General features: G+C 62.5%; 13 protein-coding genes. 9 read left to right on the top strand and 4 right to left on the bottom strand.

What is annotated here, in order from left to right:
- The first annotated feature begins 2 nt into the window (after nucleotides 1–2).
- Nucleotides 3–2,507, top strand: coding sequence for a TonB-dependent receptor (locus LK12_RS02410; protein ID WP_039278802.1), 2,505 nt, complete (start codon nucleotides 3–5; stop codon nucleotides 2,505–2,507).
- A 104-nt stretch (nucleotides 2,508–2,611) separates the two neighbouring features.
- Nucleotides 2,612–4,762, top strand: a complete 2,151-nt coding sequence (locus LK12_RS02405) for a PQQ-dependent dehydrogenase, methanol/ethanol family (RefSeq protein ID WP_231568198.1) — start codon at nucleotides 2,612–2,614, stop codon at nucleotides 4,760–4,762.
- A gap of 31 nt (nucleotides 4,763–4,793) precedes the next feature.
- Here the strand turns inward: LK12_RS02405 and LK12_RS02400 are convergent, their stop codons facing one another.
- Nucleotides 4,794–5,333, bottom strand: coding sequence for a VOC family protein (locus tag LK12_RS02400; protein ID WP_039278799.1), 540 nt, complete (start codon nucleotides 5,331–5,333; stop codon nucleotides 4,794–4,796).
- Nucleotides 5,334–5,509: 176 nt separating this feature from the next.
- On the opposite strand from LK12_RS02400, the gene LK12_RS02395 reads away from it, so the two are divergent.
- Together LK12_RS02395 and LK12_RS02390 are read left to right on the top strand one after the other, a co-directional pair.
- On the top strand, nucleotides 5,510–6,868 hold the full coding sequence (locus LK12_RS02395; RefSeq protein ID WP_039278797.1) for an aromatic ring-hydroxylating oxygenase subunit alpha: 1,359 nt from the start codon (nucleotides 5,510–5,512) through the stop codon (nucleotides 6,866–6,868).
- Nucleotides 6,865–8,211: an aromatic ring-hydroxylating oxygenase subunit alpha gene (locus tag LK12_RS02390; protein WP_039278796.1), complete on the top strand. Its 1,347-nt coding sequence runs from the start codon at nucleotides 6,865–6,867 to the stop codon at nucleotides 8,209–8,211. Before LK12_RS02395 ends, LK12_RS02390 begins: the two co-directional genes overlap by 4 nt.
- A gap of 84 nt (nucleotides 8,212–8,295) precedes the next feature.
- Here LK12_RS02390 and LK12_RS02385 read toward each other — a convergent pair whose 3' ends face one another.
- The 3 genes from LK12_RS02385 to LK12_RS02375 all read right to left on the bottom strand — a co-directional run bounded on the left by LK12_RS02385 (nucleotide 8,296) and on the right by LK12_RS02375 (nucleotide 10,702).
- Nucleotides 8,296–9,048 carry an SDR family oxidoreductase gene (locus tag LK12_RS02385; protein ID WP_039278794.1) on the bottom strand — a complete coding sequence of 251 codons (753 nt, stop codon included), beginning with the start codon at nucleotides 9,046–9,048 and terminating at the stop codon, nucleotides 8,296–8,298.
- Nucleotides 9,049–9,083: 35 nt separating this feature from the next.
- Nucleotides 9,084–10,004, bottom strand: coding sequence for an SDR family oxidoreductase (locus tag LK12_RS02380; RefSeq protein ID WP_039278789.1), 921 nt, complete (start codon nucleotides 10,002–10,004; stop codon nucleotides 9,084–9,086).
- 146 nt (nucleotides 10,005–10,150) lie between these two features.
- The gene (locus tag LK12_RS02375; protein WP_231568197.1) at nucleotides 10,151–10,702 is read right to left on the bottom strand and encodes a TetR/AcrR family transcriptional regulator; all 552 of its coding nucleotides are present in this window, start codon (nucleotides 10,700–10,702) and stop codon (nucleotides 10,151–10,153) included.
- A gap of 390 nt (nucleotides 10,703–11,092) precedes the next feature.
- Here LK12_RS02375 and LK12_RS02370 point away from each other — a divergent pair, with 390 nt between their 5' ends.
- From LK12_RS02370 to LK12_RS02350, 5 genes are all read left to right on the top strand, one after another.
- Nucleotides 11,093–12,730 carry a class I adenylate-forming enzyme family protein gene (locus LK12_RS02370; protein WP_039278787.1) on the top strand — a complete coding sequence of 546 codons (1,638 nt, stop codon included), beginning with the start codon at nucleotides 11,093–11,095 and terminating at the stop codon, nucleotides 12,728–12,730.
- A 134-nt stretch (nucleotides 12,731–12,864) separates the two neighbouring features.
- A complete protein-coding gene (locus LK12_RS02365; protein WP_039278785.1) occupies nucleotides 12,865–13,626 on the top strand; it encodes an SDR family NAD(P)-dependent oxidoreductase in 762 nt (253 codons plus the stop codon).
- Entirely contained in the window at nucleotides 13,626–14,993 is a 1,368-nt protein-coding gene (locus LK12_RS02360) for an aromatic ring-hydroxylating oxygenase subunit alpha (RefSeq protein WP_231568196.1), read from the top strand. Before LK12_RS02365 ends, LK12_RS02360 begins: the two co-directional genes overlap by 1 nt.
- 25 nt (nucleotides 14,994–15,018) lie before the next feature.
- The gene (locus LK12_RS02355) at nucleotides 15,019–15,993 is read left to right on the top strand and encodes a thiamine pyrophosphate-dependent dehydrogenase E1 component subunit alpha (RefSeq protein WP_039278784.1); all 975 of its coding nucleotides are present in this window, start codon (nucleotides 15,019–15,021) and stop codon (nucleotides 15,991–15,993) included.
- Nucleotides 15,994–16,006: 13 nt separating this feature from the next.
- On the top strand, nucleotides 16,007–17,026 hold the full coding sequence (locus LK12_RS02350; RefSeq protein ID WP_039278782.1) for an alpha-ketoacid dehydrogenase subunit beta: 1,020 nt from the start codon (nucleotides 16,007–16,009) through the stop codon (nucleotides 17,024–17,026).
- The last annotated feature ends 1 nt before the right edge of the window (nucleotide 17,027 follow it).

Below are 17,027 nucleotides of genomic sequence, written 5' to 3'. Positions count from 1 at the left end.
GAATGTTGAGGAAAAGCCTTTATGGCTCCACGTGCGCCCTGGCCCTGATGACGGGCGTGCTCGCAAGTCCGGCGTGGGCGCAAGACGCGGCGAACGACACTGCAGCAACCGACAGCGCAGATGCCAGCGGAAGCCAGGCGGCTGCCAGCGGCGCTTCGACGGGGTTGGGTGAAATCGTCGTCACGGCAACCCGTCGATCCACCGACTTGCAGTCTACGCCGGTCTCCGTTTCAGCCGTGGACAGCACCCTCATTGCCCAGGCCGCCCCGCGCGATCTTGGCGATGTCGCGGCGTTCGTTCCGAACTTCTCGGCAGCCACGATCGCCAACTTCAATGCCGCCAGCTTTGCAATGCGCGGTGTCGGTCAGACGTCCATCATCGTCTATTTCGAGCCGCCGGTTGCCGTGCTCGTCGATGACTTCGTGGTGCCGTCGGTGCAGACCCAGTTGCTCGACACCTTCGACGTGGCGCAGGTCGAGGTGCTGCGCGGGCCGCAAGGCACGCTGTTCGGGAAGAACACCACGGGCGGCGTCGTGACCGTCACGACCAAGAAGCCCGTTCTCAACTACGTCGGCGTCGAAGGACGTGCCGAGATCGGCGACTTCGGGGAAAAGAAGGTTCAGGCCGCCCTGAATGTCCCGATCGGTGACATTGCCGCGTTCCGCCTCGTGGGCGGTTACGAATATTCCGATGGCTACTACAAGAACGGTGCCTGCTACGGTCCGGTTACGGGCTTCGTGCCCAACAAGTTTGACGGCGCCACCGGTTGTCTCGACAATTCCACTCTCGGCGGCAAGGACGTGTGGCAGGCGCGCGCCAAGCTGCTTGTGGAGCCGACGCCCGACTTAAGGGCGCTGTTCCAGTACGAGTGGATCCGGGATCGTTCGGAGGTCGTGCCTTCGGTCAACGAGAACTATCTCTATACCGGCAACAATGCATTCCTGACCGATCTGCTGGGCCTGACCGATCCGTCTGCGCAGGGCACCGACCCGCTCGACCGCGCGGCCTACACCGGTCGTAACGACGGCCTGCTCTACATGGACAAAGGGCAGCGTATTTCGGTGGACGGCATCTATGCCAACATCGAGTACGATACCGGGTTCGGCACGTTTACGTCGGTTTCCGGCTACCGCTACCAGCGTTCGCGGATTCCCAACTCCTACGCCGGTGCCACTGCCGTGGGCAGCGACGGACAACTGCTGTCGTTCTTCGACGCCACGCGTGACGACAACCGCAAGACCTGGCAGCAGGAACTGCGCTTCGCTTCGGATTTCTCGGGTCCCTTCAACTTCGTTGCGGGCGGTTTCTACCAGCGTGACAAGATCGATTTCTGCGTCGGACAGATCCTCGGGTTCCTTGATCTGACCTCTGGGCCGCTGCCGTTCGGTGAATGGAACAATACGCCCTATCTGCTGTGCAACGCGCAGAATGCGAAATCGCGAGCACTGTTCCTCGAAGGCACCTTCAAGCCCACGGACAAGCTGACGATCACGGCCGGCGGCCGCTACACCTGGGACGACAAGACCTGGTATGGCCGTCAGCAGACCTTCATTCCTGCGCTGGGCGGCGGTTTCGATCCGTCGATCACCATCGACCATGCCCTCGACGCCAGCGTATTCAAGTACCCGGCGGGTGTCGTCACGGTCTCCGACAAGTGGCGGGAGCCCACTTACCGCGCCAGCGTCAGCTATCAGGCGAACGACGACCTCTACCTCTATGCAACCTATTCCCACGGCTACAAGGGCGGTGGCTTCAACGACCAGATCGGCGGTTTTGCAGCCTTCGGCAGCGACCTCGATGCGTTCCGGCAAGCGGCGCGCGCCACCGATCCGGAGAAGGCCGACAGCTACGAAGCGGGCTTCAAGTCGCAGTTCCTGAACAACCGTCTGCGCTTCAACGCAACGGCCTTCTACGTGAAGTACAAGGACTTGCAGAAGCAGCTCAACGTGCCCATCGAGGTCAACGGGCAGCCGAACCAGGTCACCTTGTTCGTGAATGCCGCAAGCGCGACCGTGAAGGGCCTGGAGATCGAAACCCAGGCCAACCCCATCGAGGGGCTGACGCTGCGCGGGGTGCTTGGCTATCAAGACGGAAAGTACAATTCCTATACGGCGAACAACGCCGGATACGACCTGTCGACCGCACCGCTCGATCGTGCGCCCAAGTGGCAGTGGACCATCGACGGCACCTATTCGCTGCCGCTGGGAGACAACTACAAAGTCACGTTCAACGGCAACGTCGCCTACACGGGTCGTAACCTGAACACCCAGGCGATCGATGATCCGTTGGGCAACACGTTCCTCAACGCACGGACACTGGTGAACGCATCGATCACGCTCGCACAGGTCGACAGCAAGTATTACATCCGGGCTATCGGCAAGAACCTGACGAACGAGCGCTATCGTGTCGGCGTGCAGAACGTCGCCGGCCTGTGGCTGAACTCGCAATATGGTCCGCCGCGCTACTTCGGGCTCGAGCTGGGCTTTAAGCTTGGCGATTACCGCTGACGGACCTGGGCTCCGGCTGGCGAAGTCCGGCCGGAGCCTTTTTCGACGACGGAAGGAAAAGCCGCGCCCCCTTCGATGTACGCGGTTTTTCGGTGAGGATTGAAGTGATCAGGATCGCAAGGCAATCGCGGGGCCTGTGGCTTTTTGCAGCCACGGCTACCGTTTCGCTCTCCGCATGCAACGTGCTGGGAAAAGGCGGTGCACAAGAGGTGTCCGGTCAGCAGCAGTGGCACGCTCAACTACAGGACGGGAGCGACGGCAAGGACTGGCCGGCCTTCGGGCGGACGTATGGCGAGCAGCATTTCAGTCCGCTCGACCAGATCAACAGCGATACCGTCGGCAAGCTTGGATTGGCATGGTCGGTAGACCTTCCGCCCGGCAATCCCGCGACGGGGCCGATCGAGGTGGGCGGTACGGTCTATCTTGCCAGCGGATATAGCGTGGTGCGGGCCATCGACGTCGCGACCGGCAAGGTTAAGTGGACCTACGATCCGCATGCTCCTGAAGTTTCGGGAATAAAGTTGCGCCAAGGCTGGGGTAGCCGCGGCATCGCCTACTGGAATCACAAGGTCATCACCGCCACGCAGGATGGCCGTCTGATCGCCATTGATGAAAAGACCGGCAAGCCGGTGTGGACGGCCGAGACTTTCGGCAAGGACGATCCGCTGTTCATTTCCGGCCCGCCGCGCGTGTTCGACGGTAAGGTGATCATCGGCAACGGTGGATCGGATGAAAGCCCGGTGCGCGGTTTCGTGACCGCCTGGGATGCCGATACCGGCAAGTTCCTCTGGAAATTCTACACGGTGCCGGGCAATCCGGCCGATGGCTACAAGAGCGATGCCATGAAGATGGCGGCGAAGACGTGGCACGGCGACTGGTGGAAGTACGGCGGAGGCGGCAGCGTCTGGAACGCCATCACCTACGACAAGGCAAACGACCAGATCCTCATCGGGACTGGCAACGGGGCCCCGTGGAACCACAAGATTCGCAGCATGGGCAAGGGCGATAACCTGTTCGTCTGCTCGATCGTGGCGCTCGATGCCAAGACCGGCAAATACAAGTGGCACTATCAGATCAACCCGGGCGAAAGCTGGGACTTCAATGCCGCGATGGACATGGAACTGGCCGATCTCACGATCGACGGAAAGCCGCGGCAGGTGGTGATGACCGCGCCGAAGAACGGCTTTTTCTACGTCATCGACCGCAAGGACGGGAAACTGATTTCGGCTGAGCCGTTCGTCGACGTGACCTGGGCCAGCAAGATCGATCTCAAGACGGGGCGGCCGGTCGAAGCGCCGAATGTCCGTTACGAGGATGGTCCCGTGACGTTCCGGCCGACGCCGCTCGGCGCACATAGCTGGATGCCCATGGCATACAGTCCGGAAACCAAGCTGGTCTACATTCCCGCTATCGATCTGCAGGTCACCTACGACGATACCGGGATTACTCGGGATACCTTCAAGTGGGCCGGCGGAATGGGGCTTTCGACCGGGGTGGGCTACAGCATCAGCGACGGCGGTACGAAGACGACCGGCTGGTTGATCGCATGGGATCCCGTCGCCCAGAAGGCGCGCTGGAAAGTCCCGATGGATGTTCATCTCAGCGGCGGCGTCATGGCCACGGGCGGCGATCTGGTCTTCCAGGGCCAGCCGAGCGGCGACTTTTCGGCCTATGACGCTGTCAGCGGCAAGCGCCTGTGGAATTTCGATGCAAAGGCCGGCGTCGTGGCGCCGCCGATCACCTACAGCGTGGGAGGCAAGCAGTACGTGACCGTGGTCGCCGGCATCGGCACGAGTGCGGGCCTGTTCGGCCCCATGTTCGCCAAGTACGGCATCGACTATCGCACTCAGGCGCGTCGGGTTCTGACATTCGCACTCGGGGGCGACAAGACCTTGCCGCCGCGCACGCCTTACAAACCGGTTGCCTTCGACGATCCCGACTATCGTGAAGATGCGAAGCTGGCGCAAAAGGGAGAGACGATTTTCAACACGCGCTGTGCAGTGTGCCACGGAACCGGCGCGATCGCCGGAGGTACCGCACCCGATCTGCGAACTTCGCCCATTCCGCCTAGCCCCGATGCCTTCGCGTCTGTCGTGCACGACGGGGCTCTGGTGTCGAACGGCATGCCGAAGTTCGGGGAGTTGCCGCAGCAGGATCTCGATGCCCTGAGGCAGTACATCCGGTCGCGGGCCGACCTCTTGCGCAAGGGCGTAAACGCCCATTCTGCCGGCTCCGAAATGAAGCCCGGGGGCTGATCGGTACGCCGGTTGCCCCCGGTGCCACGCCCTATTCCGGAAGCGCGCGGCGGATGTTGGTGCCGTCCCACGCTTCAGCCGTTTCGCGGATCATGGCGAAGGCCTCCAGCATCGGCGGGAACGGATCGACGATCTCCATGATCGGGCTCAGGCCCGGCGTTGCGGTGTCGAGATAGGCGAAGCGCGAAAACGGCAGCAGCCCTTCGGCTAGAACCGTGACGCCGCGCCTGCGTGCATCGGCCAGGCAGGCGTCGAAGTTGTCGACGAACGTGCCCAGGTGATGGACGCCGGTCTGGCCGGATTCGAGGAAGTCGCGATAGGTCGAAGGGGCGTTGCCCGGCTCGATCAGTTCGATCATCATGTCGCCGCTGAAGCTGACGGCGACCGCGGAAAAGATGTCCTCGTCGAGCGGAACCGACCGCCCGTTCACGGACAGTTCCTCGAAGGGCAAGGGCACCGGAAAATCGAAGAACGGCCCCACCCCCATGTTCGTGGCCCAGTGCGTCACCGCCTTGTCGATGTCGGGCACGACGTAGGCGATCTGAAAGATGTTTCCATAGGTTTGGCTCATTCGGTCTCTCCCGTCTTGCCGTCTGTTCCCATTACCGAGAAAGCGGCTTGCAAAACAATCATGACTGTTTTTTAATGAAGGTCCAGCCCAAAGGAGTCGATCTACAGAATATCGGCCTTTGCAGGATTACCGGCGCCCGATTGCCGGCACAAATCCCAAACGGAGAGGGATGCAAGATGAAGCTCGATTTCGACACCTGGAATATCCATGTCGGCACACCCCATCCTTTCAACGACCGTGCGCCGACTATCGACAACGGCACGGACCGGTCGGACCCGCGTCGCTATTACGACGCGGATTTCATGCGCGAGGAGTGGGAAAAGGTCTTCTGCAAAAGCTGGCTGCTCGCCGGTGCTGCATCGGACATTCCCGAGCCGGGAGACTTCTTCAAGTTCGATATCGGCCCCGAAAGCTTCATCGTCGTGCGCGGCGATGACGGCCAGGTGCGCGCCCACTACAACGTGTGCCCGCACCGCGGCAGCCAGCTTGTCACTGCCGATTTCGGCTCGCTGGACCGCTTTACCTGTCCGTTCCACAGCTGGAAGTTCGATCTCGAAGGCAAGAACATCGCGGTCACCGACGAAGAAACCTTTCGGCCCGAGGTCCTCTGTCACGGCCACGACCTGAGTTCGGTGCGCTGCGAAGTGGCGGTCGGGCTCGTGTTCATTTCGATGGATCCCGAAATCGGGCCGCTCAAGGAATGGCTGGCGCCCATTCTGCCGCAACTCGAACTCTACGACATCGACAAGATGTACGTGGTCCAGCACCGCCGCTCGGACTGGGGCGCGAACTGGAAGGGCGGGGTCGACGCTTTCGCCGAGATCTATCACCTTCACGCCGTTCACCCCCAGACCCAGTGCCTCATGGATGATCGCACCCAGATCGACCTTTGGCCCGGCGGTCTGTCCAGGCAGTTCGTGCCTTTCGCGCAGCCGGCCTCGCGCTATCCCGATCAGGAGACGGTGAACCCGGGTATCCAGTCGATGCTCGCCGACGCCGGAATCGATCCCGAAACGTATACCGGGACCGCCACCGAGGCGCGCGCAGCGGTGCAAAAGGCCAAGCGCAAGCGCTCGGAGCAGTTGGGCCTGGGGTACGAGCGGTTCAGCGACAGTCAGCTGAGCGATTCCGTGGTCTACTCGCTGTTTCCCAACGTCCAGATCGGCTGCCATCCGGAGGCCGTGTTCCTGCACCGCTTCCTGCCGCACGAAAGCGATCCCGACCAGTTCACCTATGACACCTGCATTCTCTACCGGCACGTCGATGCGCCGGGCTACAGCGCGCCTGCGTGGATGGGGCTCGGCGAGGAGACCGATCTCAGCGGTGAAACCCGTCCCGAGATCGTGCACACCGGACTGGGTGAGCCGCCAGGGCTCGGAGAAGTTCTCGACCAGGATTCGGACCTGCTGCCGATCGTCCAGAAAGGCGCGCGCTCGCGCGGGTTCAAGGGCCCCCTGTGGAGCGAACAGGAAGGTCGCCTGCGGCACTTCCATGCGGAACTTGATCGCCGGATGAACGCGGGCAAGGGCGCATGAATTACGATCCGCGCAGCTGGGCGGTCCACAAGGGATCCCGGCACCCGTTCGATCAGGCGGCTGCCCCCATCGACAACGGAACGCAGCGTCCTGATCCCGTTCGCTATACGTCGAAGGCGTTTTTCGAGCAGGAGTGGGAAAAGGTCTTCACAAAGACCTGGCTGCTTGCCGCACCCTCGAGCGATCTTCAGGAGCCGGGCGACTGGGTCAAATTCGACATCGGCCCCGAAAGCTTCATCGTCGTGCGCGGCAAGGACGGAAAGGTCTGCGCCCACTACAACGTCTGTCCGCATCGCGGCAGCCAGCTCGTAACGGGTGAGATGGGCAGTCAGGACAGCTTCACCTGTCCATTCCATTCGTGGCGTTTCGGCCTCGACGGAAGCAACCAGAAGGTCACGGACAGCGAGACGTTCCGGCCTGAAGTGCTCTGTCACGGGACCGACCTGACATCGGTGCGCGCCGAAGAGACGGTGGGTCTGGTGTTCATCTCCATGTCGGATGACGTGCCGCCGCTCTCGGAATATCTGGCGCCGGTCCTGCCCATGCTGGAGACCTACGCCATCGACCGGATGCACGTCGTCCAGCACCGGCGGTCGGACTGGGCAGCCAACTGGAAAGGCGGCATCGACGCGTTCTACGAAAGCTACCACCTTCACGCGATCCACCCGCAGACCATGGGCGTGATCGACGACCGGACGCACATCGATCTTCTCCCGGGTGGCCTGAGCCGCCAGTTCGTACCCATGGCGCAGCCCAATTCGCACTTTCCGGACCAGGAAGGGATCAACGAGGGGATCGCCATGCTCCTGGCGGATGCGGGTATCGACCCGGAGAGATTCGATGGCACGGCCATGGAAAGCCGGGCTGCCGTGGCCGTGGCCAAGCGCGAGCGGGCGGCGCGGATCGGACTGGACTACACCCATTTCTCGGACGCGCAGCTCACCGACAGCACGATTTTCGGGATCTTTCCCAATGTGCAGATCGGCTGTCATCCGGAAGCCGTCTTCCTGCACCGCTTCAAGCCGCACGCCAGCGACCCCGAACAGTTCACCTACGAAACGACGATCCTGTATCGCCACGTGGATGCGCCTGGATATGGGGCTCCGGGTTGGATGGGGCTGGGCGATGACGTCGACCTGACCGGAGCGACGCGTCCGGAGGTTGTTCATACCGGCCTGGGAGAGCCGCCCGGCATGGGCGAAGTGCTGGATCAGGATTCCGACCTTCTGCCCATCGTTCAAAAGGGCGCCCGGTCGCGGGGTTTCAAGGGGCCCCTGTGGTGTGAACAGGAGGCTCGGCTGCGCCACTTCCACAAGGAACTCGATACCTGGCTCGAGGGCTGATCTCTCTCCTCCCGGCCCGAGAGCACAAAGGGCGGGCCCGCGCGGACCCGCCCTTTTTTTCGATCGTCGGCCGTGCGGGGTCGGTCAGAAGGGGCGGATCGTCACGCCGTTGTCGATGACCATCTCGGCTCCGTTGACGAAGCGGGACTCGTCGCTCGCCAGGTACAGCACGAGCGCGGCAATGTCCTTGGGATGTCCCGGCGTGCCCGGCGGCAGGACACCCTCGGCAACGTCCTGCGGCGCGCGCCCTTCCGCGGTCTGCACCATCGGCGTTTCGATGGCGCCTGGATGGACCGAATTGCAGCGGATCTTGTAGCCCTTTTCCTGACACATGACGGCGATGGACTTGGTCATCGCCCTTACGGCTCCCTTCGCTGCGGAATAGGCGAAGAAGATCGGATAGCCGAGCAGGGCGCCGGTGGAGCTCATGTTGATGATCGATCCGCCGTCGTTTTTGTTCATCAGCGGAATGGCATGCTTGCAGCCAAGGAACACGCCGTCCGACATGACTGAATTCACCCAGCGGTACTGCTCGAGGGTGGTCTCCTCGACATCCGCGTTCAGCACGACACCGGCATTGTTCACCAGGATGTCGAGGCGACCGAAACGGGCGTCGATTTCCTGCATGATCGCGCTCCATTGGGCTTCATCGGCGACGTCCAGAGCCATGGCCATCGCACCGTTGCCAATGCGGTCTGCAACGGCGAGCGCCGGTTCCAGCTTCACGTCGGTGACGACGACCGTCGCTCCTTCACGCGCCAGCGCTTCGCAGTCGGCCGCGCCCAGACCAGAACCGCCCCCGGTGACGAGCGCCACCTTGCCTTCAACTCGACCCATCATCCTCTCCGTTTTCTTGTGTGTCGAAGCGGAGCTCAGGCGGCCCCGTCCTCGTTGAAATATTCCGGCATCCCGGCGGGCCACACGACGCCCCACTGGGCCTGGCCGCCGTCGATGATCATAAGGTCACCGTTGATGAAACGTGCCGCCGGCGATGCGAGATAGGCGATCGCCTCGGCAACGTCCCAGGCATTGCCGCGCGCCTTCATCGGGTTCGCCTTGTGGAAACGGGCAAGCGCCTCTTCCGGGTACATCCGGAACCCTTCGGTCTCGATGACGCCGGGGCCGATGCAGTTCACGCGGATGTTCCATTGTGCCCATTCGGTCGCCAGGGTCTTCGAAAGATAGATGACCCCCGCCCTGGCGGCGCATGTATGCGCAGCCTGCGGCATGCCGCGTTCCACGTTGGCAACGATGTTGATGATGTTGCCCGGCGTGCCCGCGGCCCGCCAGCGCTTGGCTGCTTCCTGCATCATCCACCATGTGCCGTTGAGGTTGGTGTCGATGACGGCGAGCCAGCCCTTGCGTGAGAAGTCGATCGCGTCCTGCGGGAATTGCCCGCCGGCATTGTTCACGATCGTGTCGATCCCGCCGAAATGGGTGTGTACCTTGTCGATCAGCGTCTCGACGGCTTCCGGTTCGCGAATGTTGGTGGGGACCGCGAGGACTTCGCCGCCCGAGTCTTCACGCACGAGGTTGACCGTGGTCTCCAGCTTTTCGGGGTCTCGTCCGCAAATGGCGACCCGAGCGCCCAGACGGGCCGCAAGGAAGGCTGCGGCCTTGCCCATGCCGCTCCCGCCACCGGTAATGAGCACGGTCTGACCGGCGAGCAGGTCATCTCGGTAGATCGTGCTTTGCCGCCGCAGGTCGTCCTCGTCGAGGCCACGTTTGGGGCGATCCGTCTCGACGTCTTCGGGACGGAAGACTTTCGGAGTGTGCGTTCCTGGCGCGTTCAATACCCTGGTCCTTGCGAATTTTGCGAAACGCGGCGGCGCCGGCGCTCCTCACATCAGGATCATATGCTAGCGACAACGCATCAAAAAGACAAACAAGATTGTTTTTATATTGGACAATGGTGGATTTTCGAGAGGTGGCCTGCCGTTCAGGTGGCGGCGGGGGGCATAAGCGCGCGGATCTGGTTCTCCAGATGGTGCAGCATGGCGGGGACTTTCTCGGGCGACATGGCTCCCGTCTCGATTCCGATCGCCATGCCCTCGAGGATGGTTTGGGAAAGATTCATGGCCAGATCGAACTGTTCGGGCACGCTGGCCCACTCGGGAAACAGCGTTTCAGCCTGCGCATTGAAGCGTTCGCGAAACTCTTCCTGCAGCGGATGCAGTATTTCGGCGAGGTCCTTGTCGGTGCGGGCGGCGACTGCCAGTTCGTGGAAGGCGATGAAGGCAGGCTTCTGGACCTGCGCCCAATAGGTTTCGACCAGCGTGTCGACGTCGTGTTCGGGCTTTTCAGCAGCCCGCCGGAAAGCCCTGAGACGTTTTTCGTGAAGTTCCTTGACGGTGGCCTTGATCAGTGCCGCGCCGTTCTCGAAGTGGTGCATCATCGCGCCGCGCGAAAGGCCGGCTTCCTCCGCCACGCGAGGCGTTGTCGTGTTTGCATATCCGTATTTCACGAGGCAGCGCACCGTTGCATCGATCAAGCGGCTGCGCGTCTGGGCTGCCTTAGCCGCTTGCAGCGTGCCTCCGGATGCGCGGCTCGGCGTAGCTTTCGCCGTACTTTTGGTGCGCGTGGTTCGCGTTCGCGAGAGAGCCATGTGATTCGCCCGAAATGAGTTGCCGTTGCCCATGCGGAAACGGCCTGATTCCTGCTCCTGTACCCGGAGGCCTGCCGGAAGTACAAGATTGCCAGCCGTCGCGAGGCGGGAATCCTTGCAATATCGCTATCTCGAAGCCTGCTGCCGGAAGACATATAAAAACAATCATGAATGATTGTAATTTCGTTTGTGAGTGATAAGCTGCTTGCAAATGATCCAGGCGCGGGGCTGGCAGGCAGCCCGTTCCGCGGAAAGAAAAACACGGGAGAGAAGGCGATGGGTGAAGGACAGCCGGTCCTCACGATGGGCGAAATGATTCGATCCTCGGCAGCGCGCTTCGGCGACCGGGACGCGATCGTGTTTCCCGATCGGCGGATGAGCTACACCGAGTTGAACGACTCTGCGCGCGACTGGGCCAGGGCCTTCATCGCCATGGGCGTCACGCCCGGCGAGAACGTCGGCTTGCTTCTGCCCACCTGCGTGGAATTCATCTCGGCATATTACGGTGCCGTCATGGCCGGGGCGGTGGCCGTCCCGGTCAATGCCCGCTACCAGGCCCACGAACTGGGGTACGTTGTCGAAAACGCCGACCTCGTGACCATCGTGACCACCGGCAAGGTAGCGGAAAGCCTCGATTTCGGCGAACGGCTCGACGCCGCCTTGCCGTCGCTTCGTTCGGCTGGCGACCCCTGGCACCTGTCGCTGCCCGAAGCCCCGCGTCTTCGCAGCATCATCTGTCTGGATGACGAGTGCGCGTCCTATCTCGTCAGCGCCAAGGCCGCACTGGCGAAGGGCGCGGCGGTCGATGATGCCCAGGTCGATTCGCGCATCGATGCCGTGTCGCCGCAGGATACCGGCATGATCCTCTACACGTCCGGCACGACCGCAAATCCCAAGGGGGCGATGATCGCCCACCGGGCTCAGGTGGCCAACAGCCGCAACCTCGGCGTGCGCTACGAATGCACCAGCGAGGACAAGGTTTGGTCGCCGCTGCCGATCTTCCACATCGCCGGCATCCTGCCAATGACGATGATCCTCGATCTGGGCGGCACCTACATGACCATCCCGCGCTTCGATGCGGGGCTGGGGCTGGAGATGCTCGGCCGCGAAGGCGCGACGATCGCCTATCCCAGCTTCGTCACGATTATGCAGGACCTGATCACCCACCCGACATTCAAGAACACCGACCTGTCGAAACTGAGGGTGATGAACTCCAATTTCGCGGTGCAGCCGGAGTGGATCAAGCATGCCGTGGCCGAGGCCATGCCGCATACCATCCAGGTCGGGACCTATGGCCTCACCGAGGGAGCGGGGACGGTATCCACCAGCCGGCTCACCGACAGCTACGAAGTACGCACGGAACGCTGCGGTGTCCCTCTCGATGAATGGCAGATCCGCATCGTCGATCCTGCCACCGGAAAGGACTGCGGAACCGACGAGAAGGGCGAGATCGTGCTCGGCGGCCCCAACCGTTTGAAGGGGTACTACAACGACCCGGCAAAGACGGCCGAGGCCATACGCGACGGCTGGTTCCACACTGGCGACATCGGCACGATCGACGCGGATGGCAACGTGATGTTCCATGGCCGCATCAAGGACATGCTGAAAGTCGGCGGCGAAAACGTGGCGGCAGCCGAAATCGAGGCAATGCTGCAAACGCATCCGGCCGTGAAGCTGGCGCAGATCGTCGGGCTTCCCGACGAGCGATATGTCGAGGTGCCGGCAGCCTTCGTCGAACTGGCGGAAGGGGCGAACACCACGGAGCAGGAACTGATCGCCTACTGCAAGGGCAAGATCGCCGGTTTCAAGGTGCCGCGCCATGTGCGCTTCGTCACCGAATGGCCGATGTCGACGTCCAAGATCCAGAAGTTCCGGCTCCGCGACAGCCTGATAGAGGAACTTCAGGCGGCGTGACCGCATCAATATAAAAAGCAGTCATGAATGCTTTTTTGTTGCATCCGCAGATGATGCGAACCTAGATGGAAAAGACCTGAAATCCGGTTGTGCCGCCAAGCGTGGGCCCGCCGGTCTGACAAGGAAGAGACGACATGGATTTGGGATTGGCAGGCAAGAAGGCGATTCTCGTAGGGGCTGCGCGCGGCATCGGTTACGCCGTAGCTGAAGTCCTTGCCCGCGAGGGTTGCGACATTGCCCTGACAGCGCGCAGCGAAGATAGCGTCAAGGATGCCGTCGCCGAGCTCGGCAAGTACGGGACCCGCATCGTCGGCAAGCCGGTCAACGCCAAGCAGCCCGATGACTACAAGGCCTGGATCGAATGGGCGATCGAGGAGCTCGACGGGGCCGACATCCTGGTTCCCTTCACGTCCGGCGGCAGCGGGATGGGCACCGAAAAGTACTGGTACAATGCTTTCGAACTCGATCTCATGGGAGCCGTGCGCGCCGTGGAAGGCGTGCTCCCGACGATGACCGAGCAGGAAAGCGGTTCGATCGTCCTGATCGCCACGACCTCGGTGCTCGAGGCCATGGGCGGCCCGCAACCCTACAACGCGCTCAAGGCCAGTCTGGTGACGTGGGGCAAGCAGCTCGCGCTGTTTCACGGCAAGCACGGGATCAGGGTGAATGTCGTGTCGCCGGGCCCGATCGAGTTCGAGGGCGGCAACTGGGACATGATCAAGGGAACGATGGAAAAGTTCTACAACGCGCAGTTGCGCCAGCAGCCGATGGGCCGTCTCGGCCGCCCCGACGAGGTGGCCAAGGCGATCGCGTTCATGGCCAGCGACGCCGCCAGCTGGTGCAACGGCTCCCATCTGGTCGTGGACGGGGGCTATACCAACCGGACGCATTTCTGATGAACAAGCATATCATGGGATGGGATGCGGCAGCGATGGACGCCCGGCGCGTCGTCGACGTCCCACGTGTCGATCCCGAGACCACAGGCAACGGCACTCCCGTCGAGAAGGCACCGGATCCCGAACTGGGAACGGACCTCATTCCCGCGCAGCGTTACTATGCGCCGGAATTCATGAAGCTGGAATGGGAAAGGATCTGGACCAAGGTCTGGCTGCTCGGCGGAAGGTCCGACGATCTCAAGGAGCCCGGGGACTACATCTGCACCGACATCGGCAAGGAATCGGTGCTGATCGTCCGACAGGCCGACGGCTCGGTGCGCTGTTTCCCGAACGTCTGCCTGCACCGAGGCAATCGCCTGCGGCCCGAGGGGCGCGGAAATGCCGAGAATTTCCAGTGCATGTATCACCACTGGACCTACGGCCTGGACGGCAAGCTCGAGCATATCCCGGACATGTGCACCTTTTTCCAGGGTGGCCCTCCGGGGATGACCGCCACGCCTCTGCCGTGCGTCGAGTGGAACAGTTTCGTGTGGTACTCACTCGACCCGGACGTGGAGCCCTTCGAGGATTTCATCGAACCGCTGCGCCAGCACCTGGAGCCCTATCATCCCGAGCGCATGGCCTGGCGCAGGGACATCACCGTCGAATGGGATTGCAACTGGAAGACGTCGGTCGATGCCTTCAACGAGACATATCACGTCCAGGGGATCCACCCGCAGCTCAAGTGGTATCTCGACGACATCAACGTCCAGATCGATTGCTACGGTCGTCACAACCGCTACCTCATTCCCTTCGCGGCAATCAGCCCGCGCGTGGCCCTGCCGAGCCAGATCCCGCCGGCGATCCACGAGATCATGGTCAATGCCGGCATGGACCCCGCGGAGTATGAGGGGCGTGTCAGCGACATCCGTCGCGACGTGCAGCTTTTCAAGCGTGAACACGGACCGGAGCAGGGCAAGGACTATTCGGAGCTGAACGACGATCAGCTGACCGACGATTACCACTACTTCATTTTTCCCAACATCTCGATCAACGTCCATGCCGACGACATCATGATGTTCCGGCAGCGGCCGCACGCTACCGATCCGAACCGGATGTATTACGATATCTGGATGTTCGAGCTGGTGCCCGAAGGCGAGGAGTGGCCCGAACGGGTCCGCCACCAGCGCTTCCGGCACGGCGACAAGACCATCGGGCAGGTTCTCGATCAGGATGCGTTCAATCTGCCGACGGTGCAGTTGGGCATGCAGTCCGATTATTTTCCCGGCCTCTGGATCGGCGACCAGGAACTGCGGATCCGGCACTTCCACAAGGTGATCGACGACTACATCTACGGACCCGGCCAGAAGCAGCCGGGCGATCTCTAAAAACGCCCACTTTCGGGGAGAGGACATGCAACTCAATCGTGACGAACTGCTGGGCGCCTATCGCCGGATGAAGACCATCCGCGATTTCGAGGAGCGTCTGCACGAAGAGATCAAGACCGGCGAAATCGCGGGCTTCACCCACCTCTACGCCGGCCAGGAGGCCGTCGCGGTCGGAATCTGCGACCAGCTTACGGTAGAGGACAAGATCGTCTCGACCCATCGCGGGCATGGCCACTGCATTGCCAAGGGCTGCGACGTGAAGGGTATGATGAAGGAGATCTATGGACGCGCCGGAGGCCTGTGCAAGGGGCGTGGCGGTTCGATGCACATCGCCGATCTCGACGTCGGGATGCTCGGCGCGAACGGCATCGTCGGCGGCGGCGCGCCGCAGGCGGTCGGCGCTGCCATTGCCGCGCGGCTGCAGGGCAAGGGGCGGGTCGGTGTGGCCTTTTCCGGCGATGGTGCCTGCAACCAGGGTACGACGTTCGAGGCCATGAACCTGGCTTCCGTGACCAAGGTGCCGGCCATCTTCGTCTTCGAGAACAACCATTATTCCGAGCATACCGGCGACGCCTACGCGGTCGGTACGGACAAGGACATCGCCAGTCGCGCCGAAGCGTTCGGCATGAGGGCCTGGCGCGCGAACGGCTGTGATTTCTTCGATACCTATTCCGCTTTCGCCGAACTGCTCGAATATGTCCGCGCCGGCAATGGACCGGCAGCGATCGAACTCGATACGGAACGCTATTACGGCCACTTCGAGGGCGATCCGCAGCGCTATCGCGGCAAGGGGGAGCTCGAACGTATCCGCGAGGAGCGAGACTGCCTCAAGGCCTTCCGCTCCCGCGTCACCGAAGCCGCTCTGCTGACGAACGAGGACCTCGATGCTGTCGATACCGAGGTCGGGGAACTGATCGACGAGGCCGTGGCCGAAGCCCGCGCCGACGAGCTTCCGGACGCAGCGACCGTCGCCGATGACGTCTACGTCGAATATTACTGAGAGGATCCGCGCAATGGCAGTCATGAACATTCGCGAGGCAATCGCCAGCACGCTCCTTTCGGAAATGGAGCGCGACGAGGACATCATCCTGCTCGGCGAGGATGTGGTCGGGGGCAACGGGACCGCGGGCGGCCCCGAAGCCATCGGCGGGATCTGGGGCACGAGCCCGGGCCTCTGGGAGAAATTCGGTCCCGAGCGCGTGATCGATACGCCGATCTCGGAAAGCGCCATCATCGGCGCGGCCGCGGGGGCTGCGCTTTCCGGAAAGCGGCCCGTGGCCGAACTGATGTTCGCCGACTTCGTGGGCGTCAGCCTTGACCAGCTGTGGAACCAGATGGCCAAGTTCCGCTACATGTTCGGCGGAAAGGCCAAGTGCCCGGCCGTGGTCCGGCTGGTCTACGGCGCCGGCATGCAGACGGCGGCGCAACACAGCCAGTCGGTCTATGCCATGCTTACCGCCATTCCCGGCCTCAAGGTGGTACTTCCCACCACGCCTGCCGATGCCAAGGGAATGCTGACCGAAGCGTTGCGGGGCGATGATCCGGTCATGTTCTTCGAGCACAAGACGCTCTACGGCGTGAAGGGCGAAGTGCCCGACGGCGACCATCGCCAGCGTTTCGGCGAGGCGCGCGTGGTGCGCGAGGGCGGGGATGTGACCGTCGTCGCCTGCGGGAGAATGGTCAACTTCTCGGAGAAGGCGGCAGAAAAGCTCGAGCCGGACGGGATCGGAATCGACCTTCTGGATCTGCGCACGACCAGCCCGCTCGACGAGGACGCCATTCTCGAGTCCGTCGAGCAGACGGGCCGTCTCGTCGTTGTCGATGAAAGCCCGCCGCGTTGCAGCCTCGCTTCCGACATTGCCTCGATGGTCAGCGAAAGGGCGTTTACCAGCCTCAAGGCTCCCCCCGCGATGGTGACGGCCCCGCACAGCCCGATCCCCTTCGCGCGCAATCTTGAGCGGGCCTGGGTGCCATCCCCGCAGAAGATCGAGGAAGCGGTGCGCCGCGTGCTCGGTTTCCGCCAGGAGGGCTGAG

Origin of the sequence: Novosphingobium malaysiense (assembly GCF_000802225.1) — a bacterium.
Taxonomy (GTDB): domain Bacteria; phylum Pseudomonadota; class Alphaproteobacteria; order Sphingomonadales; family Sphingomonadaceae; genus Novosphingobium; species Novosphingobium malaysiense.
This window is presented reverse-complemented; position numbering and strand designations above follow the sequence as displayed.